The 24835-nt window shown below is 47.1% G+C and carries 23 protein-coding genes; 15 read left to right on the plus strand and 8 right to left on the minus strand.

Annotated elements, in window-relative coordinates:
* Nucleotides 1-2 precede the first annotated feature (2 nt).
* Nucleotides 3-1139 carry an N-acetylglucosamine-6-phosphate deacetylase gene (gene nagA, locus C942_RS01550; RefSeq protein WP_007461703.1) on the minus strand — a complete coding sequence of 379 codons (1137 nt, stop codon included), beginning with the start codon at nucleotides 1137-1139 and terminating at the stop codon, nucleotides 3-5.
* Between the two features lie 14 nt (nucleotides 1140-1153).
* Nucleotides 1154-1954: a glucosamine-6-phosphate deaminase gene (nagB, locus tag C942_RS01555; RefSeq protein ID WP_007461705.1), complete on the minus strand. Its 801-nt coding sequence runs from the start codon at nucleotides 1952-1954 to the stop codon at nucleotides 1154-1156.
* Between the two features lie 260 nt (nucleotides 1955-2214).
* Here nagB and nagE point away from each other — a divergent pair, with 260 nt between their 5' ends.
* Nucleotides 2215-3708: an N-acetylglucosamine-specific PTS transporter subunit IIBC gene (gene nagE / locus C942_RS01560; RefSeq protein WP_007461708.1), complete on the plus strand. Its 1494-nt coding sequence runs from the start codon at nucleotides 2215-2217 to the stop codon at nucleotides 3706-3708.
* 415 nt (nucleotides 3709-4123) lie between these two features.
* Nucleotides 4124-5788 (plus strand): glutamine--tRNA ligase, encoded by a 1665-nt coding sequence (gene glnS, locus C942_RS01565; RefSeq protein ID WP_007461710.1) that lies wholly within the window; start codon nucleotides 4124-4126, stop codon nucleotides 5786-5788.
* A 194-nt stretch (nucleotides 5789-5982) separates the two neighbouring features.
* Here the strand turns inward: glnS and fur are convergent, their stop codons facing one another.
* Nucleotides 5983-6429, minus strand: a complete 447-nt coding sequence (gene fur / locus C942_RS01570) for a ferric iron uptake transcriptional regulator (RefSeq protein WP_007461712.1) — start codon at nucleotides 6427-6429, stop codon at nucleotides 5983-5985.
* A gap of 191 nt (nucleotides 6430-6620) precedes the next feature.
* On the opposite strand from fur, the gene C942_RS01575 reads away from it, so the two are divergent.
* Nucleotides 6621-7130, plus strand: a complete 510-nt coding sequence (locus C942_RS01575; RefSeq protein WP_007461714.1) for a DUF4442 domain-containing protein — start codon at nucleotides 6621-6623, stop codon at nucleotides 7128-7130.
* 45 nt (nucleotides 7131-7175) lie between these two features.
* Here the strand turns inward: C942_RS01575 and fldA are convergent, their stop codons facing one another.
* The 3 genes from fldA to C942_RS01590 all read right to left on the minus strand — a co-directional run bounded on the left by fldA (nucleotide 7176) and on the right by C942_RS01590 (nucleotide 9031).
* Nucleotides 7176-7703, minus strand: a complete 528-nt coding sequence (fldA, locus tag C942_RS01580; RefSeq protein ID WP_007461715.1) for a flavodoxin FldA — start codon at nucleotides 7701-7703, stop codon at nucleotides 7176-7178.
* Between the two features lie 268 nt (nucleotides 7704-7971).
* A complete protein-coding gene (locus C942_RS01585; RefSeq protein WP_007461717.1) occupies nucleotides 7972-8193 on the minus strand; it encodes a DUF2788 domain-containing protein in 222 nt (73 codons plus the stop codon).
* Between the two features lie 73 nt (nucleotides 8194-8266).
* Entirely contained in the window at nucleotides 8267-9031 is a 765-nt protein-coding gene (locus tag C942_RS01590) for an alpha/beta fold hydrolase (protein WP_007461718.1), read from the minus strand.
* A 102-nt stretch (nucleotides 9032-9133) separates the two neighbouring features.
* Here C942_RS01590 and seqA point away from each other — a divergent pair, with 102 nt between their 5' ends.
* Together seqA and pgm are read left to right on the plus strand one after the other, a co-directional pair.
* Nucleotides 9134-9676, plus strand: a complete 543-nt coding sequence (seqA, locus tag C942_RS01595; protein WP_036798469.1) for a replication initiation negative regulator SeqA — start codon at nucleotides 9134-9136, stop codon at nucleotides 9674-9676.
* Between the two features lie 36 nt (nucleotides 9677-9712).
* The gene (pgm, locus tag C942_RS01600; RefSeq protein WP_007461722.1) at nucleotides 9713-11359 is read left to right on the plus strand and encodes a phosphoglucomutase (alpha-D-glucose-1,6-bisphosphate-dependent); all 1647 of its coding nucleotides are present in this window, start codon (nucleotides 9713-9715) and stop codon (nucleotides 11357-11359) included.
* Between the two features lie 81 nt (nucleotides 11360-11440).
* On the opposite strand, the gene C942_RS01605 is transcribed toward pgm, so the two are convergent.
* Entirely contained in the window at nucleotides 11441-12244 is an 804-nt protein-coding gene (locus tag C942_RS01605) for a DUF1853 family protein (RefSeq protein ID WP_007461724.1), read from the minus strand.
* Between the two features lie 134 nt (nucleotides 12245-12378).
* On the opposite strand from C942_RS01605, the gene C942_RS24520 reads away from it, so the two are divergent.
* Nucleotides 12379-12612 (plus strand): DUF2517 family protein, encoded by a 234-nt coding sequence (locus tag C942_RS24520; protein WP_007461726.1) that lies wholly within the window; start codon nucleotides 12379-12381, stop codon nucleotides 12610-12612.
* Nucleotides 12613-12728: 116 nt separating this feature from the next.
* The gene (locus tag C942_RS01610; RefSeq protein WP_007461727.1) at nucleotides 12729-13487 is read left to right on the plus strand and encodes a Nif3-like dinuclear metal center hexameric protein; all 759 of its coding nucleotides are present in this window, start codon (nucleotides 12729-12731) and stop codon (nucleotides 13485-13487) included.
* 80 nt (nucleotides 13488-13567) lie between these two features.
* On the opposite strand, the gene C942_RS01615 is transcribed toward C942_RS01610, so the two are convergent.
* Nucleotides 13568-14857 carry a citrate synthase gene (locus C942_RS01615; RefSeq protein ID WP_007461729.1) on the minus strand — a complete coding sequence of 430 codons (1290 nt, stop codon included), beginning with the start codon at nucleotides 14855-14857 and terminating at the stop codon, nucleotides 13568-13570.
* A gap of 409 nt (nucleotides 14858-15266) precedes the next feature.
* On the opposite strand from C942_RS01615, the gene sdhC reads away from it, so the two are divergent.
* The 8 genes from sdhC to sucD all read left to right on the plus strand — a co-directional run bounded on the left by sdhC (nucleotide 15267) and on the right by sucD (nucleotide 24822).
* Complete coding sequence (gene sdhC / locus C942_RS01620; RefSeq protein WP_036798341.1) at nucleotides 15267-15647, plus strand: succinate dehydrogenase cytochrome b556 subunit; 381 nt, start codon at nucleotides 15267-15269, stop codon at nucleotides 15645-15647.
* Complete coding sequence (gene sdhD / locus C942_RS01625; RefSeq protein WP_007461733.1) at nucleotides 15641-15988, plus strand: succinate dehydrogenase, hydrophobic membrane anchor protein; 348 nt, start codon at nucleotides 15641-15643, stop codon at nucleotides 15986-15988. Before sdhC ends, sdhD begins: the two co-directional genes overlap by 7 nt.
* Entirely contained in the window at nucleotides 15989-17755 is a 1767-nt protein-coding gene (gene sdhA, locus C942_RS01630; protein ID WP_007461736.1) for a succinate dehydrogenase flavoprotein subunit, read from the plus strand.
* Nucleotides 17756-17770: 15 nt separating this feature from the next.
* Nucleotides 17771-18484: a succinate dehydrogenase iron-sulfur subunit gene (locus tag C942_RS01635; protein ID WP_007461737.1), complete on the plus strand. Its 714-nt coding sequence runs from the start codon at nucleotides 17771-17773 to the stop codon at nucleotides 18482-18484.
* 111 nt (nucleotides 18485-18595) lie between these two features.
* Nucleotides 18596-21406: a 2-oxoglutarate dehydrogenase E1 component gene (gene sucA / locus C942_RS01640; RefSeq protein WP_007461739.1), complete on the plus strand. Its 2811-nt coding sequence runs from the start codon at nucleotides 18596-18598 to the stop codon at nucleotides 21404-21406.
* Nucleotides 21407-21437: 31 nt separating this feature from the next.
* Nucleotides 21438-22658: a 2-oxoglutarate dehydrogenase complex dihydrolipoyllysine-residue succinyltransferase gene (odhB, locus tag C942_RS01645; RefSeq protein ID WP_007461740.1), complete on the plus strand. Its 1221-nt coding sequence runs from the start codon at nucleotides 21438-21440 to the stop codon at nucleotides 22656-22658.
* Nucleotides 22659-22783: 125 nt separating this feature from the next.
* Complete coding sequence (gene sucC, locus C942_RS01650; RefSeq protein WP_007461742.1) at nucleotides 22784-23950, plus strand: ADP-forming succinate--CoA ligase subunit beta; 1167 nt, start codon at nucleotides 22784-22786, stop codon at nucleotides 23948-23950.
* The gene (gene sucD / locus C942_RS01655; RefSeq protein ID WP_007461744.1) at nucleotides 23950-24822 is read left to right on the plus strand and encodes a succinate--CoA ligase subunit alpha; all 873 of its coding nucleotides are present in this window, start codon (nucleotides 23950-23952) and stop codon (nucleotides 24820-24822) included. Before sucC ends, sucD begins: the two co-directional genes overlap by 1 nt.
* Nucleotides 24823-24835: the final 13 nt, after the last annotated feature.

A 24835-nucleotide genomic window follows, 5' to 3' on the forward strand; every position in this document is an offset into this window, starting at 1 on the left:
AGTTAGTTCTGCTCGTATTCACCGTTAACAACAGTCGCCCGAACGTTGAAGTCACGATCAAAAATAGCCAGGTTAGCAACCATACCTTTTTTGATAGCTCCCAGTTTGTTGTCCACACTGATTGCTCGAGCGGGATATAGGGTAGCCATACGAATCGCTTCGTCCAGGGCGATACCTGCATGTTCGACGCTGTTCTGAACTGCTTCGATCATTGTCAGCGCCGAACCACCGAGTGTGCCGTTTTCATCAACACACTTTCCATCACGGTAATATACTTTCTTGCCGACAAAAATAAAGTGATCAATGTCTGCTCCTGCTGGCGCAGTTGCGTCGGTCACTAAAATAAGTTTATCGCCCTTCAGGCGGTGAGCGATGCGGATGTTGGCATAATCGACGTGGAAACCATCGGCAATGACGCCGGTGTAAACTTCCGGTGTGTCGTAGATTGCACCGACAACGCCTGGTTCACGCCCTGCGATTGGTGTCATTGCGTTGAACAGGTGGGTAGCAAAGGTCATACCGGCAGCGAAGCCTTTACGAGTTTCTGCATAAGTAGCATTTGTATGACCGGCAGAGACAACAATACCCGCATCAACCAGCTGCTCAATATGTTCATGCCGGTTCTGTTCAGGTGCCATGGTTACTTTGGTTACCACATCGGCATTATCACAGATGTATTGGATCATATCGTCGTCAGAACGGCGGATGTGATCCACACAGTGAATACCTTTTTTCATGACGCTAAGGTAAGGGCCTTCCAGGTGCAGGCCAAGAGTGTGGTTCTGGTAACGACTCTGATACTCTCGTTCTGCTGTGATAGCTGCTTTCATATCCTCATCAGATGAGGTGATCAGCGTTGGCAGGAAGCTTGTGCAACCTGATTTAAGGTTTGCCCTGTGCATGGTATGCAGGCTATCAGCGTTAATTTGGTCGTTAAACATAACGCCGCCACAGCCATTCAGTTGCAGGTCGATGAAGCCTGGTGTCAGGTTAGCCTCTTCAAGATCCAGGGTTTTAATGTCTTGCGGTAGCTCTGCGATGGGGCAAACAGCGTGAATGTTCACGCCGTTAATAATAACGGCGTGGTTATTCAGCACATCGCTACCGGTGAATATGCGGCAGTTGGTAAGCGCGTACATGAACAAGTCCTTTGTTAAAGATGTTTAATATTTTCTGCTTCGAGCTCTTTGAAGTATTTAACTGTTTTTACTTTCAATTCCTGAGTCGCGGGCTCGTCACAGACAATCAGTGATTTAGGATGAATTTGCAGGGCGGAAACCGTCCACAGGTGGTTGACTGAACCTTCTACTGCAGCTTCTAGTGCTAGCGCTTTGTTGTGACCGGTAACCAGAATCATGATCTCTTCAGAATCAAGCAGAGTGCCTACACCAATTGTCAGTGCGTATTTAGGTACTTGGTTGATATCGTTATCGAAAAATCGAGAATTAGCAATACGTGTATCTTCTGTCAGCGTCTTAATACGGGTGCGAGATGCCAGAGATGAGGCTGGTTCATTGAAGGCAATGTGACCATCGTTGCCTACGCCGCCCATGAATAGGTTAATTTTGCCATAAGATTTAATCTTTTCTTCGTAACGCTGGCATTCTGCTTCGTGATCTAGCGTATTGCCATTGAGCAGATTGATATTTCCTTCTTGAATATCAATATGGTTGAAGAAGTTGTTGTACATGAAACTACGGTAGGATTCTGGGTGATCGGATGGAATTCCGATATATTCATCCATGTTGAAAGTAACAACGTGTTTAAAACTTACTTCACCTGCTTCATAAAGTTCGATTAAGCGTTTGTATGTTGCCAATGGAGTACCACCAGTTGGCAGACCAAGGACAAAAGGACGCTCTGCTGTAGGCTGAAATTTATTAATACGATCAGCAATATAGCGAGCAGACCACAAACCGACATCTCTTGCATTATTCAGTGGGATAAGTCTCACGGTTACACCTCGTTTCAAGAAAAAATAACAATAGAATAATAGCGTATTACAACTCTTGTTTTGGATAATAAAATAAGTTTTATGATCGAGCTAGCAAAATCGCTCCGTCATCGTTCATCCGGGTGATAATGATCACAAAAGATGAGAGTTTAATTTGCGGGGCGAATTTAAACTCTTAAACTGCATATTACTTAATCGGGTAACTAAAATAAGTTATCTGTTTCGAATCTAAGATAAGAAAACCATAGGGGGAACTAAGGGTGAACATTCTTGGATATTTTCAAAAAGTAGGTAAGGCGTTGATGGTGCCAGTCGCCACGCTGCCTGCCGCAGCAATTCTTATGGGTGTCGGTTACTGGCTCGATCCAACAGGCTGGGGTGCGAACAGTGCATTGGCGGCCTTCTTGATTAAAGCAGGGGCGGCCATTATTGATAATATGTCGGTACTGTTTGCTGTAGGTGTTGCTTACGGTATGTCTAAAGATAAAGACGGTGCGGCTGCATTGTCCGGTTTTGTTGGCTTCCTGGTCGTTACAACACTGCTTGCTCCTGCAACTGTGGCTCACATTCAAGGTATTGAACTAAGTGCCGTTCCTGCTGCATTCGCTAAGATTAACAACCAGTTTGTTGGTATTCTTGTGGGTATTGTTGCAGCGGAAATTTACAACCGTTATTCACATGTTGAGCTGCACAAAGCGTTGGCCTTCTTCTCTGGTAAGCGTCTGGTTCCTATCCTGATGTCTGTTGCCGGTATCCTGATTTCTTTTATTCTTATGTATATCTGGCCTGCTGTATACGGCGGCTTGGTATCTTTCGGTGAAGGTATCCAGGGCTTGGGTGAAGTTGGTGCCGGTATTTACGCATTCTTCAACCGTCTTCTGATTCCTGTTGGTCTACACCATGCCCTGAACTCAGTATTCTGGTTTGACGTTGCAGGTATAAATGATCTGCCAAACTTCCTTGGTGGTCAGGCTTCTATTGATGCTGGTCTTGCAACTCCGGGTGTGACTGGTATTTACATGGGTGGTTTCTTCCCAATCATGATGTTTGGTCTGCCTGGTGCAGCACTAGCTATGTACCACACAGCTAAGCCTCAGAACAAAGAAAAAGTTGCTTCTATCATGATCGCTGCCGGCTTTGCATCATTCTTCACTGGGGTTACAGAGCCTCTTGAGTTTGCGTTCATGTTCCTGGCTCCTGCCCTGTATGTTGTTCACGCATTGCTGACAGGTATCTCTGTATACATCGCAGCGTCAATGCAGTGGATTTCAGGCTTCGGTTTCTCTGCAGGTTTCGTAGATATGGTTCTGCAGACACGTAACCCACTGGCAACTAACTGGTACATGCTGGTTGTACAGGGGCTGGTATTCTTCGGTCTGTACTACTCAATCTTCCGTACTGTTATCATCAAGTTCAACCTGAAAACGCCAGGCCGTGAAGATGATGATGCAGAAGAAGGTGCTGTTGCTGCGGGCTCTGCTGAAACAGGTGAACTGGCTAAGCAGTACCTGAAAGCACTGGGTGGTCACGGTAACCTTGAGAATATCGATGCATGTATTACCCGTCTGCGTCTTACTCTTAAAGACAGCAGCCTGGCTGATGAGAAAACGCTGAAAGCTCTGGGTGCAATGGGTGTTGTTAAACTGGGCTCAAACAACCTTCAGGTTATTCTTGGCCCACTGGCTGAAATCGTAGCTGGTGAGATGAAGAAAATCCCGGTTTCAGAAGACCTATCTTCAGTAAAACTACCTTAATTACTTCATTGCAGTAAGTAATCCTGATTGTTACCGGTCCTGATAAGGGCCGGTAACTCCCTCACAAGACTAATACGAACTTTATCCTTTAATTAGATGCGATTATCTTTGGTAAATAATTGCAGGTTTTACGACGTTACTGTTTGAATGGTTGTTTCTGAGTGTGCTTAATGCTGAGTACAATCAGAAGCTGCTGAGGCGGTTTCATATTTCAGGTTTTCTTTTTCCGTTGTGAAATCCTGAGTGGAATGTTGTCTATTAGGTCTGCTTTTAGACCTATACTTATATTTCACCCCGCAATTGCGGGGTTTTTTTATACATATCGGCAAACAATGCACACTATTTGTTGAGTCGTGACCCATATTTATGGATCATAGAGAGTTCGAAAATCCTGTCAGCACACGAGGTATAATTGATGAGTGAATCTGAAGCTCGTCCAACTAACTTTATCCGTCAAATTATCGATGCGGATTTAGCAAGTGGCAAACATACAAGCGTACATACCCGATTTCCGCCGGAGCCAAATGGCTACCTGCACATCGGCCATGCGAAATCAATTTGTTTGAACTTCGGTATTGCTCAGGACTATCAGGGTCAATGTAACTTACGTTTTGATGATACAAACCCTGAGAAAGAAGACATCGAATACGTTGAGTCTATTAAGAGCGATGTTAACTGGTTGGGCTTTGAGTGGAGCGGTGAGATTTGTTACTCATCAAACTACTTCGACAAGCTATACGGGTTTGCTATTGAATTGATTAATAAAGGCTTAGCGTACGTTGATGAGCTAAGTCCAGAGCAAATGCGTCAGTACCGCGGTACACTTACTGAGCCTGGTAAGCCAAGCCCATACCGCGATCGCAGCGTAGAAGAAAACTTAGAGCTGTTCGATAAAATGAAGAACGGCGAAGTAGAAGAAGGCAAGATGTGTCTTCGTGCAAAAATCGACATGGCGTCACCGTTCATGGTTATGCGTGATCCGGTAATTTACCGTGTTCGTTTTGCACATCACCACCAGACTGGTGATAAGTGGTGCATCTACCCAATGTACGACTTTACTCACTGTATTTCTGATGCACTTGAAGGCATTACGCACTCTATCTGTACATTGGAATTCATGGACAACCGTCGTCTGTACGATTGGGTTCTGGATAACATTACGATTGATTGCCAGCCTCGTCAGTATGAATTCAGCCGTCTGAACCTAGAATACACGGTGATGTCTAAGCGTAAGCTGAACCAGCTGGTAACAGATAACTTGGTTTCAGGCTGGGATGATCCTCGTATGCCGACTATTTCAGGTCTGCGTCGCCGTGGTTTCACGTCTGCATCTATTCGTGAGTTCTGTAAGCGTATCGGTGTTACTAAGCAGGAAAACACCATCGAGATGGGCTCTCTGGAATCTTGTATCCGAGATGACCTGAACGAGAATGCACCTCGTGCGATGGCTGTAATGGATCCGGTTAAGATTGTTATCGAAAATTTCGATGGTGAAGCTGAGATGCTGGAAGTTGCTAACCATCCGAACAAGCCTGAGATGGGTACCCGTCAGGTTCCGTTTACCAGTGAAATCTACATTGAGCGTGAAGACTTCCGCGAAGAAGCAAATAAGAAGTACAAGCGTCTGGTTCTGGGTAAAGAAGTTCGCCTGCGTGGTGCATACGTGGTTAAGGCTGAGCGCATCGAAAAAGATGAAGCTGGCAATATCACTACTATCTTCTGTACTTACGACAACGAAACACTGGGTAAGAACCCGGCTGATGGTCGTAAAGTTAAAGGTGTTATTCACTGGGTATCAGCTGATGCAGGTGTTTCTGCTGAGTTCCGCCTTTACGACCGTCTGTTCACAGTACCAAACCCAGGTTCAGCAGAAGATTTTGTTTCAGTGATCAACCCAGAGTCTCTGACAGTGAAGAAAGGCTTTGTTGAGCCGTCATTGGTATCTGCAGAAGCTGAGAAGGCGTTCCAGTTCGAGCGTACCGGTTACTTCTGTGCTGATAATAAAGATTCATCAGCAGAGAATCTGGTATTTAACCGCACTGTTGGTCTGCGTGATACGTGGGCTAAGATCGGCGACTAATCACAAATTGTGAGTAAAACCGGACTGATAAAAAAGCCAGATTAATTCTGGCTTTTTTTTTATGCGTGATCGTTTTCGATAAGATTATTCTTCAGTTTGGTATAACAAAAAAACCAGCCATTTGGCTGGTTTTTTTACTTAGGGTTGAGCACCTAAGTGATAAGTCGTTAATTTGAAGGTCTGTTGTCAGTTAATTATTTATTATCATGCAGACTTGGGTCTTCAGTACAGTCACCTTCCATGCAGTGACCGTATAGATACAGGCTGTGGTTTGTCAGGCGAACATTGAAGTTAGCTGCAATTTCTTTCTGGCGCTGCTCGATAATTTCATCTGAAAACTCAATTACTTTGCCGCAATCAAGACAAACCAGATGATCGTGATGATGCTGAGTTGCCAACTCAAACACAGACTTACCGCCCTCAAAGTGGTGACGGGTAACAATACCGGCATCATCGAACTGGTTCAGAACACGATAAACTGTCGCCAGGCCAATTTCTTCACCAATATCGATTAATTTCTTATACAAGTCTTCAGCACTAATGTGTTGGCAGTCAGGTTGTTGAAGAACTTCCAGAATCTTAAGGCGCGGAAGTGTAACTTTTAAACCTGCTTGTTTAAGTGCGTGATTATTATCTGACATCCGAGTTTCCTATTGGCTAGCCGCAACAACATGATGCGGTAGTCTTCTCATATAACTTCATTATAAGTGACCACAAGGTAACAATAAACCTTAAAAAACGATGAATCTACCTGATCTGTAACTTTTCTTTATTTTGCAGGTTTGTTATAAAAATGTACAGTATGCGTGTTGTAACATAACAAGGGGAGGTTATGGAGAACCAATTTTATCGTCCGGGTTTGCTCCGTTTTGCCCTGAATATGTGGCCGCCGTTTTGGGGAGCCGGTATTAAAGTAGAGAGCATTTCTGAAGACTACCGACGGGTAAGGTTGCGTCTGAAACTCAGGTGGTGGAACAGGAACCCTTACCGAACCCAATTCGGTGGCAGTATATTTTCTCTGACAGATCCTATTTATACACTGATGCTTATGGGGATATTAGGGGATGAATATTATGTTTGGGATAAACAGGCTGAGATTAGTTTTATTAAGCCGGGTGATACAGATCTGACGGCTGACTTTATCTTGTCTGACGAAACTGTACAGGAAATCAAACAGGCTACCGTCAATGGCGAGAAATACTTGCCTGAGTTTATTGTTAATGTGATGAACGACAGGGGAGAGGCCGTTTCAAGAGTTCGAAGAGTGCTATATGTGAGAAAGAAGCCTCAGCACAGGCAGCAGGCATGGTTTGATGAGATTGGCGATTATGATTCAAAATAAAAACGCGCCCTGAGGCGCGTTTTTAAATGCTGAAAAAGCGAAGGATTAGTCTTCCAGCTCAGACAGACACATTTCTTCGTAGACTTGCTTAACCCACTTTTCAACGCGTTCTTCAGTCAGTTCTGGCTGGCGGTCTTCGTCGACACAGAGGCCAACAAAGTGGTTGTCATCAACTAGTGCTTTAGAAGCTTCAAACTCAAAGCCTTCAGTCGAGAAGTGACCGATGATAGTTGCGCCACGACCTTCTACGATCTCGCGTAGAGTACCCATTGCATCACAGAAGTACTCTGCGTAGTCTTCCTGATCACCACAACCGAAGATTGCTACCAGCTTGGTTGAGAAATCGATGTTTTCCAGTTCAGGGAAGAAGTCATCCCAGTCGCACTGTGCTTCACCGTAATACCAGGTTGGGATACCCAAGATCAGCAGGTCAAAATTGTCGATATCTTCTTTGCTGCTTTTCGCGATATCTTTTACTTCAACCAGGTGTTTACCCAGTTGTTTTTGAATCATTTTAGCGACAGCTTCTGTGTTACCAGTGTCGCTACCAAAGAAGAGTCCTACACTCGCCATAGTAGAGATTACCTGTATTTAGTTGTTGACCGTCACCTCTATTGGTAACGGTATACAAAAATCCTGTCAGGGGAATACCCTGAGTTTCAATGACATTTAGTTCGATCTACGAGTTTAACTAAGCGAGAGATCGAATGCGCTTAACCGGGTGCTGTTTTTTAATGTGCACGCAGTTTTTGCGCTGTGTTCAGGCATCATGCTCTTCATGTGATTACTGACATGAAGCTCAATGGCTGCTGAAGCTAACTTCTGATGCCTGAAAGATATGTTAACCGATCCCGGCTCCTTCCCAACTTAGTTGGATCAGACCCTTGGCTACAAAACCGGCACAGCCGAGAAAAAGAACCAGCCAGACGATTTTACGGCCAAAAGGTGGCACATTGCCCTGCTTCAGAACATCTTTAATGGCCATGCCAATAAAGAAAAAAATGGCAGCAAACAGCAAGTCCAGCCCAATCGATTCAAGCAACTCCATATGCTCGTATAGCATTTCAGTCTCCATACCGCGGTCGAAACCGAGCCAGTCGCGCACTATAACACAGAGAACAGGCGACTGTTAACGGTTAGGCCGATTGTAAGAAGTTAAGAATAATACGATTTACGATTTCCGGTTTCTCTGCATGAAGCCAGTGGCCGGTGTTGGCTACCATATGGGCCTTGGCAGCCGGGAATTGGCGGGCGATAGATTCGCGGTGTTCTGGCAGGATGTACTCTGAATCCTGGCCTTTGATAAAAAGGGTTTTGCCGTGAAATGCCGGGATTTCTTCCCAACCCATGATGGTGTCGTAATTGGCAATCAGGCCTTCAACATTGAAACGCCAGTCATAGCCGGTGTCGGTTTTCGCAAATGATTTGAGCAGGAATTGGCGAACGCCGGGTTCAACAACATGTTGGGCGAGATAGCTTTCGGCTTCTTTCCGGTTGCTGACGCTCTGCCTGGCGACTGCTTGGAGCCCTGCGAACACATTTTGATGGCGGTGAACGTGGTAATGTACCGGCGCCATATCAAGTACGATCAGGTGGTTTAGTCTGTTTGTAACCAGCTGTGTCATCGCCATGGCCACTTTTCCGCCCATAGAATGACCAATCAGTGAGAAGCGTTCTATATCACATTGATCGATCACTTTGACGACATCAGAAGCCATTTCATGATAGGTAAAGGTTTCGGTGTGAGGGGATCGTCCGTGGTTACGAAGATCAATGCTGATGACTTTGTATTTATCTTTCAATGCTCTGGCGATAAGGCCTAAATTGTCGGCACTGCCGAACAGGCCGTGGATCAAAATGATCGCATCGCCTTGTCCTTCCACTTGATAATGAAGATTCACTGACTATTTTCTCTTGTTGATAACGCTTTACCGTAGAGTATAACCTCGGATCACGTTATAATCTCACGGTGATTTTCAAACGGAACGATAATGAACACTACGATGAAGAGTATTGAGGTAGACGAAGAGCTATATCGTTATATCGCCAGCCAAACCCAGCATATTGGTGAGAGTGCATCTGACATTTTGCGCCGCTTGCTTATGATGCCGGATCAAACCTCAGCACAGCCGGAAGTTGTGATGCCTGTGCGTCCAAAGGGTGTTGTGGTAAGTAAAGACGCGGGTAACGTGGTTAAAGTGGATCGTGTTAAGGAAATGCGATCTGTGCTGATTTCTGATGAGTTTGCTGCTCAGGAAAAGGCGATCGGCCGATTTATGCTGATCCTGTCCTCGCTCTATCGTATCGATCCGGAAAGCTTTACTGATGCCACGGCAATTAAAGGTCGTACACGCGTATACTTTGCCAAGGATGAAGATACCTTGCTGGCAAGTGGTAAAACGACTAAGCCGAAAGCCATTCCTAACACCCCATTCTGGGTGATTACCAATACGAATACTGATCGCAAACGCCAGATGGTAGAGCAACTGATGACCAAGATGGGCTTCGGTGCGGATATCGTTGAAAAAGTTTGCGGCGAAATTTAATCGGCTATATGCCTCACAATTTACAAGGATAAGTTAATGGCGATCCATCCTCGTGCTGGGCAGCGTGCCCAGCAAGAAGATATGCACAACATTCCCGCACTGGTTGCGAACTATTTCCTGATTGAGCCGAGTGCTTCTGAACCACAGCAGCGAGTTGCCTTTGGTACTTCTGGTCACCGTGGTACGGCTGATAAGGGAACATTTAACCAGCACCATATCTGGGCTATTGCTCAGGCTGTTGCGGAAGTTCGTGCCGCTAACGGTGTTACAGGTCCGCTATTCTTGGGTAAAGATACCCACGCATTGTCTGAGCCTGCATTCACGTCAACACTTGAAGTGCTGGTTGCGAACAATGTGAAAGTTGTTATTCAGAAAGATCGTGGTTATACACCGACACCGGGTATTTCTCACTCTATTCTTTGCTACAACTGTGCCAATGAAGATAAGGCTGACGGCATTGTAATCACGCCTTCTCACAACCCGCCTCAGGACGGTGGTATCAAGTACAATCCAGTACATGGTGGCCCGGCTGAAGGTGAGCTGACATCAGCTATCGAAAAACGCGCGAACGAAATCATTGCCAACGGTATGGTAGATGTTAAGCGTGTATCTATCCAGGATGCTTTTGCCAGCGAGCTGGTACAGGAGCATGATCTGGTTGCACCGTATGTTGATGATCTGGTGAATGTCATTGATATGGCAGCGATCCAGAAAGCCAACCTGAAAATCGGTGTCGATCCGCTGGGTGGTTCTGGTATCGAATACTGGCGCCAAATTGCTAGCCATTACGGTCTGGATCTGACTCTGGTTGATGAGTCTATTGATCCGTCTTTCCGTTTCATGTCTCTTGATAAAGACGGCGTGGTTCGTATGGACTGTTCATCACCTTACGCAATGGCTGGTCTGCTGGCTCACAAAGACAAGTACGATCTTGCTTTTGGTAATGACCCTGATTACGACCGCCACGGTATTGTTACTCCGTCTGGTCTGATGAATCCTAACCACTTCCTGGCAGTGTGCATTGATTATCTTTATCGTCACCGCCCTGACTGGAGTCAGGAAGTTGCTGTTGGTAAAACGCTGGTTTCCAGTGCCTTGATCGATCGCGTTGTTGCTGACCTTGGTCGTGAGCTGTGTGAAGTACCGGTTGGTTTCAAATGGTTTGTTGATGGCCTTTACTCCGGCAAACTGGGCTTTGGCGGTGAAGAAAGTGCCGGTGCATCTTTCTTGCGTATGGATGGCACACCATGGTCAACAGACAAAGACGGCATTTTGCTGTGTCTGCTTGCTGCCGAAATCACCGCAGTTACGGGTAAGAACCCACAGCAGTACTACGAAGAGTTGGCTGCTAAGCACGGTGCATCTGAGTACAACCGTCTTCAGGCTGTTGCGAATGGTGAGCAGAAAGCGGTACTTAGCAAGCTGTCGCCTGAAATGGTTGCTGCGGAAACGCTGGCTGGTGATCCAATTACAGCCCGTTTGACCCATGCACCGGGTAACGGTGCTGCAATTGGTGGCCTGAAAGTAACCACTGAAAATGGCTGGTTTGCTGCTCGTCCGTCAGGTACTGAAGAAATCTATAAGATTTACTGTGAAAGCTTCAAGGGTAAGGAGCACCTTGCTCTGATTGAAAAAGAAGCACAGGAAATTGTAAGTAAAGTCTTCTCGGATGCTGGCTTGTAAGGTTTAATTACCATCGATTGAAGCATCAATTAATTAAAACGCCCCGATTTGAATAATATCAAGTCGGGGCGTTTTTTGATGTTATTTACAGTTGCTTTGATTATGTGGCCAGTCATCTGGCATGATGAACCAGATCCTGTTATCAGGATCAACTGCCTGAACCGGCGTACTAATTGGGTCGGGGACCTGTGTCATTTCCAGGGCATGATAGGTTGGCGGGCTGATCCAGTTTTCTTTGCCAATGCATTTTAGTGGCCGTTCCTTGGTCTCAGAACGATAGCCCCATAATCCGGTAAATGCCTTGGGGTTTAGCTGTATATCAGAACCAGGGCTAGAACCATAAGCATTGTTCTGCACCGGGTAGAAAAGACGCCCTTGCATGATCAGTCGCTTTTTAGTCGGTTGACCATATCTTTTCGCCAGTTGTGATTGGTATGCTGGATGTTCACATAACCTTAGCTGGTGGTCGAGCATGCGCTGAATTTTCTTATCCAGATTATCTTTGGCATTGGGACCGGGCCAGGACCATTGATACGCAAGGTAGAACTTAATCGCAACTTCCCAGTGTTCCAGTTCTCCGCTCATTAGGTTTCGGACCAGAAAATCAATGGCTCCCACTGTCTGTTTTTGCCATTGAATCTGGACTTCTTCAGCAACCAGTTCATAGTCCGGGTGAGCCTTTATCAGTTGTTTCCAGAGCCACTGATAATAAAAGCCAAGCCTCCGGTTGCCCTGATAACCGGATGGCTCAGGGATGGTAGCTCTGCGACGAAATTGACTTAACCAGTCGTCATCTGCCGCAAAGGGAGCACTGTCAAAAAGTAGGGGATAGTGGAGAATTGATATTAAATCAGTTGTATATTGTTGAGGCTTTGTTTCTGTCATGTAAACAAAAGGAATCAAAGGATATTAATTTAGCTATTTAGTTCAAACTTGGGTAAAAAACAAGCTTTATGGTATAGAGACACAGGACGTCATCAATTAGAGTGTTTACAGGTTGGACCAGTTTTGGAGGTCTCATGTATACACCATTCTCAGTTCCTCGCATTATTCTACGTCGTAGCTTGGCTATTATTGTCGGTGTGTTTGCCTTTCCCGTCATGGTATGCCTGCCTGTTTCAACTCGGTCAAAATTTTATAGCTATCTGTATCGATATTGGCTCAAAACCAGTGATAAACCTGTTTGGTTACAGCAGGCGGAATCCTGGTCCAAAGAGTTAAAGATCCAGACGGCTCCTCGTGTAAATAATTAAACGATTTTACAGCTGTCATCGTCTTGTTTAACGGTGATAATTTCCGGTTTGATTCTGTCAGTTGGTATAGAATAACGCTAACCGTAATACCCTGAATGGTATAAAAGGAAGCGAAAATGAATAACCTAAAACTGGAAGCCGTACTCAACGAGCTGCTGAGCCCTCACCTGATCAAAGACTATTGCCCGAATGGTTTGCAGGTTGAAGGTAAGTCCGAAGTTAAGAAAATTATTACTGGTGTTACGGCATGCCAGGCTCTGATAGAACGCGCTATCGAAGAAAAGGCAGATGCGCTGCTTGTTCATCATGGTTTCTTCTGGAAAGGGGAGCCGGCGGAAATTCGCGGCATGAAATTTCGTCGAATTAAGGCACTGATTGAAAACGGTATTAATTTGTACGCCTATCACCTGCCATTGGATGTTCATCCGCGCCTTGGTAATAACGCTAAGCTGGCTGAACTGATGGAAATTGAAGTGTTGGGTGGTCTTGAAGACGGTAATCCAAATTCTGTCTCTGTCTATGGTCAGTTTGAGCAACCGCTGACAGGTGAAGAGCTGGCATCCCGTTTATCTATTGCGCTGCATCGTGAGCCGCTGCATATCGGCGATAATGCGCCAGCAGAGATCAAAACGGTGGGTTGGTGTACAGGTGGCGGTCAGGATTTTATTGAGCTGGCTGCGCAAAAAGGCCTTGATGCATTTATCTCCGGTGAGATTTCAGAGCGTACTGTGCATACCGCCCGTGAGTTGGGGATCCATTACTTCAGCGCCGGACATCATGCTACTGAACGCTATGGTGTGAAATCGTTAGGTGAGTGGCTGGCTCAGGAGCACGATTTCGACGTCACTTTCATCGATATTGATAACCCGGTATAACATTTTTTGCTGATTGAAAAGAAAAAGGTTGAGCCTTGCAACTCAACCTTTTTTGTTTAATACCTTAAGGTACGTTAGTTTTACTCTCGTTCGTGAATTGGCTGGAAGTCTCGTTGCTTGTAGCCAGTGTATAGCTGACGAGGACGACCGATACGATTATGCGGATCGTTGTGCATTTCATTCCAGTGGGCAATCCAGCCAATAGTACGGGACATGGCAAAGATCACGGTAAACATAGATACCGGAATACCAATCGCTTTCAGGATGATACCTGAGTAGAAATCGACATTCGGATATAGTTTTTTATCGATAAAATACTCATCTGAAAGGGCAATACGCTCAAGCTCCATTGCCACATCGAGCAGTGGGTCTTGAATATTCAGCTCCTCCAGAACGTCATGGCAAGCTTCGCGCATCACAGTTGCCCGCGGGTCATAGTTCTTGTAAACACGGTGACCGAAGCCCATCAGGCGGAATGGATCATCCTTGTCTTTCGCTCGTTCTATGAACTCTGGGATTTTGTCTACGGAACCAATTTCTTCAAGCATCTTCAGGCATGCTTCGTTGGCGCCCCCGTGTGCCGGTCCCCAAAGTGAAGCAATACCAGCTGCAATACAGGCAAACGGGTTTGCACCGGAAGAGCCTGCAAGTCGCACTGTTGAGGTTGATGCGTTCTGCTCGTGATCGGCGTGCAAAGTGAAAATCTTATCCATTGCACGGGCAACAACCGGACTGACTTCATATTCTTCACACGGAGTTGCAAACATCATATGCAGGAAGTTCTCTGCATAATCGAGGTCATTGCGTGGGAAGATAAATGGCTGACCGATAGAGTATTTGTAACACATCGCAGCCAGTGTCGGCATTTTTGACAACAGACGGAATGCCGTGATCTCACGGTGGGTATCGTTATTGATATCCAGAGAGTCGTGATAGAAAGCAGCCAGTGCACCAACTACACCACACATAATTGCCATTGGGTGAGCATCGCGGCGGAAGCCGTGGAAGAAGCTGGCAATTTGTTCATGGACCATAGTGTGGCGTGTGACCGTAGTCCTGAATGTCTCGTATTGCTCACGAGTTGGCACTTCGCCGTATAAAAGGATGTAACAGACTTCCAAGTAATCAGCATTATTGGCTAATTGGTCGATCGGATAACCGCGGTGTAGCAGGATACCTTTATCGCCATCAATGTAAGTAATTTGAGATTCACATGATGCAGTAGCCATAAATCCAGGGTCGAATGTGAAGTAACCGTTGGCGCCAAGTTTGCGCACGTCAATTACTTCAGGACCTTGTGTGCCCCCGAGAATCGGCAGTTCGACTGGCGCTTTCCCTTCAATATGAAGAGTCGCTTTCTTGTCTGCCATAACAATCTCCTTTGCTTTTATAGTCCTGATCCAAAAACGGATGTTTAAATGTTGTACCGTTAGGTGGCTCGTTTGTCAATTTTTGTGCCGTTATGTGTGCGCTTGTTAATAAGAGTGTGTGAAAATCTGAAAAGTTCCCAAATCGTGTTAGAGGTCATGTTACAAGGTTTGTAATTGGTTGTTACGGGGCGTATACTCGCGACAGGCCTCTGGTTCTGTCGTTGCCAGAATCCAATGTTTAAGTTATTAACAATATTAAGCACTTAGCCGCGGTAATGTTTCACGGCTCAAAAAAAACATTATCGTAACGAAAAGTTGCAAAATTGTTTAATTGGATGACGAGGGTTAGCACTGAACCGGAGAGATCAATAAGAATAAATGCTTCAATGGAGCTGAGTGGGCAAATACCGTGAAAGTAAATAAGCCAAGACCTGTCAACCTCGACCTGCAGACGATTCGCTTTCCTTTGACTGCGATAGCGTCAATCCTACACCGTGTATCGGGCGTCATTACGTTCATTTCTGTTGCAATCTTACTTTGGTTATTAGGCCTGTCCCTTTCTTCCCCGGAAGGTTTCGCAAGTGCTGCCAGCATTGTTGACAGCTTCTTCGTGAAATTTGTGCTCTGGGGTGTGCTGACGGCTCTTTTCTACCACATTGTGGTGGGGATACGTCATTTGCTGATGGATATGGGATATTTCGAAGAAATGGAAACCGGCATTGCGAGTGCGAAAATTAGTTTCGTGATCGTTGGTGTGCTTTCCCTCTTTGCAGGAGGCTTAGTATGGTAAACAACGTATCAACAGTCGGCCGTAATGGTGTTCATGACTTCATTCTTGTACGTGCAACCGCAGTAATTCTTACCTTTTACACCATTTATATGGTCGGATTTTTTACTTTCGGCCCTGACCTTAACTACGAAACATGGACGGCATTTTTCGGCAAGCTGAGCACCAAGGTGTTTACTATGCTGGCACTGCTTTCGGTGCTGATCCACGCATGGATTGGCTTGTGGCAGGTATTGACTGATTACATTAAACCCGCGGCGATTAGGGCATTGATCCAGTTTGCTGTGGTAACCGTTTTATTTGTTTACCTGTTTTCTGGTTTCTTTATTGTGTGGGGTGCGTAAGTGAGCATTGCAGTTCGTGAATTTGATGCCGTAGTAATCGGTGCTGGTGGTGCTGGCATGCGTGCCGCACTTCAAATTTCTGAGCAGGGCCTGAAATGTGCCTTGCTGTCTAAAGTTTTCCCGACCCGTTCTCATACCGTATCGGCTCAGGGCGGTATTACTGTTGCGCTGGGGAATTCCCATCCGGATAACTGGCAGTGGCATATGTACGATACAGTCAAAGGTTCTGACTATATCGGTGATCAGAATGCCATCGAGTACATGTGTAAGAATGGGCCGAAGTCAGTTATTGAGCTGGAAAAAATGGGACTGCCGTTTTCGCGCTTTGATAATGGCTCTATTTATCAACGTCCTTTTGGTGGACAGTCTAAAGAGTTTGGCGGCGAGCAGGCAGCTCGTACAGCCGCTGCTGCTGACCGTACTGGTCATGCCTTATTACACACCTTGTATCAGCAGAACATTAAGCACCAGACGACGATTTTCTCTGAGTGGTACGCCTTGGATCTGGTGAAAAATCAGGATGGTGCAATTTTAGGTTGTACCGCTATATGCATGGAAACCGGTGAGCTTTGCTATTTCAAATCCAAAGCGACGATTCTGGCAACAGGTGGTGCAGGCCGTATTTATGCTTCGACAACTAATGCCCATATTAACACCGGTGACGGTGTCGGAATGGCGTTACGTGCCGGTGTACCGATGCAGGATATGGAAATGTGGCAGTTCCACCCGACAGGCATTGCCGGAGCCGGGGTTCTGGTAACAGAAGGTTGTCGTGGTGAAGGTGGTTACCTGCTTAATAAAGATGGTGAACGCTTCATGGAGCGTTATGCACCAAATGCGAAGGATTTGGCCGGCCGTGATGTTGTTGCCCGTTCCATGATGGTTGAAATTCGCGAAGGTCGTGGTTGTGATGGCCCATGGGGACCTCATATCAAACTGAAGTTGGATCACCTTGGTAAAGATGTGCTTGAATCCCGCCTGCCGGGTATTTGTGAGCTTTCTCGTACCTTTGCCCATGTTGACCCGGTGAAAGAGCCGATCCCTGTTATTCCTACCTGTCACTATATGATGGGTGGTGTACCGACTCAGGTATCCGGTCAGGCGATCAAACAAAATGAAGCCGGTCAGGATGTCGAAGTACAGGGGCTGTTCGCCTGTGGTGAAATTGCATCAGTATCTGTGCACGGTGCCAACCGTTTGGGTGGTAACTCGCTGCTTGATTTGGTGGTATTTGGTCGTGCGACTGGTTTGCATCTTGGTGAAACGCTGTTGGCGCAGGCTGAAGCCCGTCCGGCGACAGAGTCAGACATAGAAGCATCGCTTGCCCGCCTTAACCGTTGGAATAATACCCAGAAGGGTGAAGATCCGGTTCAAATTCGAAAAGACCTGCAAACTTGTATGCAGAATAACTTCTCGGTATTCCGTGAAGGCGAAGCAATGGCAACAGGGCTTGAAGAGCTGAAGGTTATCCGCGAGCGCTTGAAAGAAGCACGACTGGACGACACGTCGACTGAGTTTAATACTCAGCGTATCGAATGCCTGGAGCTGGATAACCTGATGGAAACGGCTTATGCCACAGCAGTAGCGGCAAACTACCGGACAGAGAGCCGTGGTGCCCATGCCCGTTTCGACTTTCCTGAGCGCGATGATACACAATGGTTGTGTCACTCTATTTACAACCCTGTGACAGAAGAAATGTCAAAGCGTGATGTGAATATGACACCGATTTATCGTGAGGCATTTCCGCCGAAAGCGCGTACTTACTAAGGGGTGGAAGGGATTATGAAGCTGAATTTCTCAATTTACCGTTACAACCCTGATGTAGATAACGCGCCGCACATGAAAGGTTATATCCTTGAAGTGCCTGATGGTTCTGACATGATGGTGCTTGACGCCTTGATCTTGCTGAAAGAGCAGGACCCGAGTCTGGCATTTCGCCGTTCATGCCGGGAAGGTGTTTGTGGTTCTGACGGTATCAATATGAATGGCAAAAATGGTTTGGCGTGTATTACACCGCTTTCAGCCCTAACCGGCGAGAAAACCATTGTACTGCGTCCTTTGCCCGGACTGCCGGTGATCCGTGATTTGATCATCGACATGGAACAGTTCTATGCCAACTATGCCAAAGTAAAACCGTTCCTGATTAACGACGGTGCTCAGCCGCCAGCGCGTGAAAACTTACAGTCGCCGGAAGAGCGAGCGCATTTGGATGGCCTGTACGAATGTATTATGTGTGCTTGCTGCTCAACGTCCTGCCCGTCATTCTGGTGGAACCCGGATAAATTCATTGGTCCGGCTGGCTTGTTAGCTGCGTATCGTTGGCTAATTGACAGTCGTGATACTGCAACCGATGAACGATTGTCCGATCTCGACGATGCTTTTAGTGTTTTTCGTTGCCATGGCATCATGAACTGTGTAAATGTTTGTCCTAAAGGGTTAAATCCAACAAAAGCGATTGGTCACATTAAGTCAATGTTGCTAAAGCGCGCAGTATAATTAATAGAATTATCGATATGCTGGCTCCAGGCTCGCAACCGGAGTCAGCCTCAATGGCCGGTCGTCAGATGATCGGTGCAAATGGCGATAACTAGTGGTTAAGGGAAAACAATGCAGAACGGCGTTATGAAGGCATGGCTTGAGTCTTCACACCTGGCTGGCGCCAATGCAACTTATGTAGAGGATCTCTACGAGTTGTATCTTAGCGACCCAGAATTAGTTAACGAAGAGTGGCGTCATGTATTTGATGACCTGCCTGTCGTGAGCGAAGCTGTTGTTGAGCAGCCACACTCGCGTGTACGTGACTATTTCCGTCGGCTCGCAAAAGAAACAACCCATCTAAGTGCTACCGTCAGCGACCCGGATGTTGATGCCAAGCAGGTTAAGGTATTGCAGCTTATTAACGCATACCGTTTCCGAGGTCATCAACATGCAAATCTAGATCCGCTGGGGTTGTGGCAGCAGGACCGAGTATCTGATCTCGATCCTGAGTTCCATAACCTGACAGCAGATGATTTCGATCAGGACTTCAATGTGGGTTCTTTTGCCATTGGCCAGGAAACCATGAAGCTCTCTGAAATCTTCAATGCACTGAAAAAAACCTACTGTGGTTCTATCGGTGCGGAGTATATGCACATAACTGACACTGATGAGAAGCGTTGGATTCAACAGCGTCTTGAATCAGTTGTCGGTAAAGGAACGTTTACTAAAGAAGAAAAGATCAACTTTCTTGATGAGCTAACAGCGGCCGAAGGCCTTGAACGTTATCTTGGCGCAAAATTCCCCGGTGCCAAGCGCTTCTCTCTCGAAGGCGGCGATGCGCTCATTCCTATGGTTAAAGAGTTGATACGTCACGCCGGTACGAACGGTGTCCGTGAAGTGGTTGTCGGTATGGCACACCGCGGTCGCTTGAATATGCTGGTTAACGTGCTCGGCAAGAAACCGCAGGATCTGTTTGATGAGTTTGCTGGTAAGCATGACGAAACCTGGGGCACCGGTGACGTGAAATATCACCAGGGCTTCTCGGCAGACTTTGCGACACCAGGTGGTGATGTGCATTTGGCGTTGGCATTCAACCCATCACACCTTGAGATTGTAAACCCGGTGGTTATGGGCTCGGTCCGCGCCCGCCAAGACCGTCTGGGAGATAAAGACGGTTCTCTAGTATTACCGATCACCATTCATGGTGATTCGGCGGTGGCGGGCCAGGGGGTTGTCGCAGAAACCTTTAACATGTCGCAGGCGCGAGGTTATCGTGTCGGCGGTACAGTCCGCATTGTGGTGAACAACCAGATTGGTTTCACGACATCTAACCCGAACGATACTCGTTCTACTCAGTACTGTACTGATATCGCGAAAATGGTTCAGGCACCAATCTTCCATGTTAATGCTGATGATCCGGAAGCAGTTGCTTTCGTTACTCGCATTGCGATGGATTTCCGCAATACATTTAAGCGCGACGTTGTTATTGATCTGGTGTGTTACCGTCGTCATGGGCACAACGAAGCGGATGAGCCGAATGCGACTCAGCCGCTGATGTACCAGAAAATCAAGAAGCATCCGACACCGCGTAAGCTGTATGCTGATGCCCTGACTGATGAAGGTACTGTCGATCTGGAAACCGCAACAGGCCTGATCAACGAATACCGTGATGCTTTGGATCATGGTGAATGTGTGGTCAAAGAGTGGCGTCCGATGAAGCTTCACTCCGTCGACTGGGCACCATACTTGGGGCACGACTGGAATGAAGAGTGGCCGAACACGATTGAGCAGCCTCGTCTGCTTGAACTGGCACAGCGAGTTTGCCAGCATCCGGACAGCCATAAACTGCAAAGTCGTGTTCAGAAGCTGTACAACGATCGACAGGCGATGATTGTCGGTGATAAGCCTGTTGACTGGGGTATGGCCGAAATACTGGCTTACGCGACATTGGTTGATGAAAACAAGCGTATCCGAATTACAGGTCAGGATTCAGGTCGTGGTACTTTCTTCCACCGTCATGCGGTCCTGCATAATCAGGCCGATGCCAGCACCTATGTACCGCTGGCGAACATCCATGATAAGCAGGGCTCATTCCAGGTCTTTGACTCGGTACTATCTGAAGAAGCGGTGCTTGCTTTTGAATACGGTTATGCAACTGCAGAGCCGGGCGGTCTGACGGTTTGGGAAGCCCAGTTCGGTGATTTCGCCAATGGTGCCCAGGTGGTGATTGACCAGTTCATTAGTTCTGGTGAGCAGAAGTGGGGCCGTATGTGTGGTCTGACAATGCTGCTGCCACATGGCTATGAAGGTCAGGGACCGGAACACTCATCAGCTCGCCTTGAGCGTTATCTTCAGCTTTGTGCCGAGCAGAACATGCAGGTGGTGATCCCATCGACTCCGGCTCAGGTTTATCACATGCTGCGTCGTCAGGTAATGCGTCCGATGCGTCGTCCATTGATTGTTATGTCACCGAAGTCGTTGCTGCGTCATCCGTTATGTGTATCAACAATGGATGAACTGTCAGACGGCAACTTCCAGCCAGCTATCGGTGAGATTGATGATCTTGACTCGAAACAGGTCAAACGCGTCGTGCTGTGTTCAGGTAAAGTCTACTACGATTTGCTGGAGCAGCGCCGTAAGAATGAGCAGGTTGATGTGGCCATTGTTCGTATTGAACAGATTTACCCATTCCCTAAAGAAGATGTTGAAGCCGCATTAGCGAATTATCAGCACGTTTCTGATTTCGTCTGGTGTCAGGAAGAACCGCAAAACCAGGGAGCCTGGTATTCAAGTCAGCACAACTTCCGTGCTGCGTTGCCTAAAGGCGCTGAGTTAAATTATGCGGGGCGTCCGGCATCTGCATCACCGGCTGTAGGTTACATGTCGGTTCACTTGAAACAACAGAAAGCGCTTGTCGATGCTGCGCTTACAATAGATTAATAAGAACTGGAACAAAAAGGACAAAGCCGATATGACGATCGAAATTCTGGTTCCCGATTTACCTGAATCAGTTGCTGATGCGACAGTGGCTACTTGGCACAAACAGCCAGGTGATACCGTTACACGTGATGAAGTTCTGGTTGATATCGAAACAGACAAAGTGGTGCTGGAAGTACCTGCACCGGAAGATGGTATTCTTGAGTCTATCCTCGAGGATGAAGGTACAACGGTTTTAACTAAGCAGCTTATTGGTAAGATCAAGACTGGTGCCGTTGCCGGTGAGCCGACAGCTGACGTGCCTGCTGAAGCTGAGGCATCGCCAACTAAGCGCACAACTGCTTCTCTAAGTGAAGAGACCAGTGAGGCTCTGAGTCCTGCTGTACGTCGCCTGCTGGGTGAGCACAGCATCAGCCCTTCAGATGTGAAAGGTACGGGTGTTGGTGGCCGCATTACACGCGAAGACGTTGAAGCTTACCTGAAAGAAGTGAAGACAAAAGCACCGGAAGCGCCTGCCCCTGTTGCGGAAGCCAAAGTTGAAGTGCCGCTTGCTCATCGTAGCCAGAAGCGTGTTCCTATGACCCGCCTGCGTAAGCGTGTAGCTGAGCGACTGCTGGAAGCGAAAAACAGCACAGCTATGCTGACAACGTTTAACGAAGTGAACATGAAGCCAATCATGGATCTTCGTAAGCAGTACAAAGACATCTTTGAAGAGCGCCACGGAATCCGCCTTGGCTTTATGTCTTTCTACGTTAAAGCTGTGGTTGAAGCGCTGAAACGCTACCCTGAAGTTAATGCGTCAATTGATGGCGATGATATCGTTTACCACAACTTCTTCGATGTCAGTATTGCTGTATCGACACCACGCGGCTTGGTTACTCCGGTTCTGCGTGATTGCGACAAGTTGAGCCTGGCTGAAATCGAGAAAGGTATTCGGGATCTTGCGATTAAAGGACGTGATGGCAAGCTGACTGTCGATGAGCTGACCGGCGGTAACTTCACCATTACCAATGGTGGTGTGTTTGGCTCTCTGATGTCTACTCCAATCATCAATCCACCTCAGTCGGCTATTCTGGGCATGCATAAGATCCAGGACCGTCCGATGGCGGTTGACGGTAAAGTTGAAATCCTGCCGATGATGTACCTGGCCCTGTCTTATGACCACCGCTTGGTTGATGGTCGTGAGTCAGTGGGCTACCTGGTCACCATCAAAGAACTTCTTGAAGATCCTACTCGTCTGTTACTGGACGTTTAATTTCGGGCCAAGCCGGGCTGGCTCGGCCCGGCATAAATTGGTTCCGACTTTCACTGATGCGGAAATACCATAGTATTTCAGATGGATAACAAGTCCCCAAGGGATATGAGAACGGATGGAACATAATGAATCTGCACGAATATCAGGCAAAACAGCTATTTGCTGAATACGGTTTGCCAGTTCCGGAAGGCTACGCTTGTGATACCCCACAAGAAGCGGCTGAAGCCGCAGGGAAAATTGGTAGTGATAAGTGGGTTGTAAAATGTCAGGTTCACGCCGGTGGCCGTGGTAAAGCGGGTGGTGTTGAGCTGCATGATACAAAGGAAGGAATCAAAGAATTTGCGCAGAAGTGGCTGGGTAAAAACCTGGTGACTTATCAGACTGATGCCAACGGTCAGCCTGTTGCGAAAATTCTTGTTGAAGAAGCGTCAAACATCGCCAACGAACTCTATCTGGGTGCGGTTGTAGACCGTGCATCTCGACGTATTGTTTTCATGGCTTCAACCGAAGGCGGTGTTGAAATTGAGAAGGTGGCTGAAGAGACACCTGAGCTTATCCATAAAGCCGCGATTGATCCGCTGGTGGGGCCTCAGCCTTATCAGGGGCGTGAACTGGCCTTTAAACTGGGGCTGGAAGGCGAGCAGATCAAGCAGTTCACCAAAATATTCCTGGGGCTTGGCACCATGTTCAGTGATTATGATCTTGCCTTGCTTGAAATCAATCCGTTGGTGATCACAGGTGACGGTAACCTGCTGTGCCTGGACGGTAAGATTAATATTGACTCCAATGCCTTGTACCGCCAACCGAAATTGCGTGAAATGCACGACCCTTCACAGGAAGATGAGCGTGAAGCGCATGCTGCCCAGTGGGAACTTAACTATGTTGCGCTGGACGGCAGTATCGGTTGTATGGTCAACGGTGCCGGTTTGGCGATGGGCACAATGGACATCGTTAACCTTTATGGTGGTCAGCCTGCTAATTTCCTCGATGTCGGTGGTGGTGCAACCAAAGAGCGTGTCACCGAAGCATTTAAGATCATTCTGTCAGACAGCAATGTTAAAGCTGTGCTGGTCAATATTTTCGGCGGTATCGTGCGTTGTGATTTAATTGCTGAAGGTATTATCGGTGCGGTTGAAGAAGTTGGCGTTGAAGTGCCGGTTGTTGTTCGTCTCGAAGGTAACAACGCAGTGCTGGGGGCAGAAACTCTGGCGAAGAGTGGTCTGAATATCATTGCTGCGACTTCCCTGACTGAAGCAGCGGAAAAAGTGGTTGCTGCAGCGGAGGGTAAATAATGTCTGTTCTAATTAATAAAGATACTAAAGTCATTTGCCAGGGATTCACCGGCGGTCAGGGTACTTTCCATTCCGAGCAGGCCATTGAGTACGGTACACAAATGGTCGGCGGTGTGTCTCCGGGTAAAGGCGGAACGACACATCTTGGTTTGCCTGTGTTTAACACCGTTCGCGAAGCCGTTGAAGCAACTGGTGCGACAGCGACTGTGATCTATGTTCCGGCACCTTTTTGTAAGGATGCCATCCTGGAAGCTATTGATGCAGGTATTGAGCTCATCGTCACCATCACCGAAGGTATTCCGACACTGGATATGCTGGAAGTGAAAATCCGCCTGGATGAAACCGGTGTTCGCATGATCGGCCCTAACTGTCCGGGTGTGATCACGCCAGATGAATGTAAGATCGGTATTATGCCAGGTCATATTCACCGTCCGGGTAAAGTCGGTATTGTTTCCCGTTCAGGTACGCTGACTTATGAAGCGGTGAAACAGACCACGGATGAAGGCTTTGGTCAGTCAACTTGTGTTGGTATTGGTGGTGACCCGATCCCTGGTTCAAACTTTATCGATGTTCTGGCAATGTTCGAAAATGATCCCGCTACGGAAGCGATTGTGATGATCGGTGAGATTGGCGGTACGGCGGAAGAAGAAGCAGCGGCTTATATCAAAGAGCATGTCACTAAGCCGGTGGTTTCTTATATTGCCGGTGTTACAGCTCCTCCGGGTAAGCGCATGGGCCATGCCGGCGCTATTATCTCTGGTGGTAAAGGTACTGCAGAAGATAAGTTTGCAGCTCTGGAAGCGGCAGGTGTGAGAACCGTCAAGAGCTTGGCTGAAATTGGTAAAGCTTTGCGCGAAGTGACCGGTTGGTAATACCGACCTGAGA

The organism is Photobacterium marinum (assembly GCF_000331515.1).
GTDB classification, from domain to species: domain Bacteria; phylum Pseudomonadota; class Gammaproteobacteria; order Enterobacterales; family Vibrionaceae; genus Photobacterium; species Photobacterium marinum.